The sequence below is a fragment of the Specibacter sp. NPDC057265 genome (assembly GCF_042668835.1).
In the GTDB taxonomy this organism is placed as follows: Bacteria; Actinomycetota; Actinomycetes; order Actinomycetales; family Micrococcaceae; genus Specibacter.
On the sequence record NZ_JBHUYE010000037.1, the window covers coordinates 3,970 to 5,806 of the forward strand.

The 1,837-nt window shown below is 54.2% G+C and carries 1 rRNA gene; it reads right to left on the reverse strand.

The annotated features are described in order from the left end of the window. Positions 1-121: 121 nt before the first annotated feature. A 16S ribosomal RNA gene (locus ACFUCV_RS14745) occupies positions 122-1,653 on the reverse strand. Positions 1,654-1,837 lie beyond the last annotated feature (184 nt).

Sequence of the window (1,837 nt, forward strand, 5' to 3'; positions counted from 1 at the left end):
CATTGATATTCCACCCTTGAGCAGCTCACCCAGAAACATGCGTTCTGGCAGCAAGCCTTGACTCCTCACACTTGCAACACACACCATGCGGTGCATGCCCAAAGCGTTTGGTGCTCCTTAGAAAGGAGGTGATCCAGCCGCACCTTCCGGTACGGCTACCTTGTTACGACTTAGTCCCAATCGCCAGTCCCACCTTCGACCACTCCCTCCCTAACGGGTTGGGCCATGGGCTTCGGGTGTTACCAACTTTCGTGACTTGACGGGCGGTGTGTACAAGGCCCGGGAACGTATTCACCGCAGCGTTGCTGATCTGCGATTACTAGCGACTCCGACTTCATGGGGTCGAGTTGCAGACCCCAATCCGAACTGAGACCGGCTTTTTGGGATTAGCTCCACCTCACAGTATCGCAACCCATTGTACCGGCCATTGTAGCATGCGTGAAGCCCAAGACATAAGGGGCATGATGATTTGACGTCGTCCTCACCTTCCTCCGAGTTGACCCCGGCAGTCTCCTATGAGTCCCCACCATCACGTGCTGGCAACATAGAACGAGGGTTGCGCTCGTTGCGGGACTTAACCCAACATCTCACGACACGAGCTGACGACAACCATGCACCACCTGTAAACCGGCCACAAAGTGGGGCACCTGTTTCCAGGTGTTACCGGTTCATGTCAAGCCTTGGTAAGGTTCTTCGCGTTGCATCGAATTAATCCGCATGCTCCGCCGCTTGTGCGGGCCCCCGTCAATTCCTTTGAGTTTTAGCCTTGCGGCCGTACTCCCCAGGCGGGGCACTTAATGCGTTAGCTACGGCGCGGAAAACGTGGAATGTCCCCCACACCTAGTGCCCAACGTTTACGGCATGGACTACCAGGGTATCTAATCCTGTTCGCTCCCCATGCTTTCGCTCCTCAGCGTCAGTTAATGCCCAGAGACCTGCCTTCGCCATCGGTGTTCCTCCTGATATCTGCGCATTTCACCGCTACACCAGGAATTCCAGTCTCCCCTACATCACTCTAGTCTGCCCGTACCCACCGCAGATCCGGAGTTGAGCCCCGGACTTTCACGGCAGACGCGACAAACCGCCTACGAGCTCTTTACGCCCAATAATTCCGGATAACGCTTGCGCCCTACGTATTACCGCGGCTGCTGGCACGTAGTTAGCCGGCGCTTCTTCTGCAAGTACCCTCAACCAGCTAAACACTGGCCTTGTTCCCTACTGAAAGAGGTTTACAACCCGAAGGCCGTCATCCCTCACGCGGCGTCGCTGCATCAGGCTTTCGCCCATTGTGCAATATTCCCCACTGCTGCCTCCCGTAGGAGTCTGGGCCGTGTCTCAGTCCCAGTGTGGCCGGTCACCCTCTCAGGCCGGCTACCCGTCGTCGCCTTGGTAGGCCATTACCCCACCAACAAGCTGATAGGCCGCGAGTCCATCCAAAACCAATAAATCTTTCAACCCTCCACCATGCGGTGAAAAGTCAATATCCAGTATTAGACCCCGTTTCCAAGGCTTATCCCAGAGTTAAGGGCAGGTTACTCACGTGTTACTCACCCGTTCGCCACTAATCCCCCGCAAGCGGGTTCATCGTTCGACTTGCATGTGTTAAGCACGCCGCCAGCGTTCATCCTGAGCCAGGATCAAACTCTCCGTTAATAAAACAAACAGACACACACAAACACACCGGAAAAAGATGATGAATGCGCGCACTAAATTCGAAACCAGCTAAACAGCCAGTCATCACCACAGGGGCGGCAACAACCAACCAAATAACCAATCCATAAAACAATAAATTGGTATCAATAAAACTTGGCACACTATTGAGTTCTCAAACAACAAC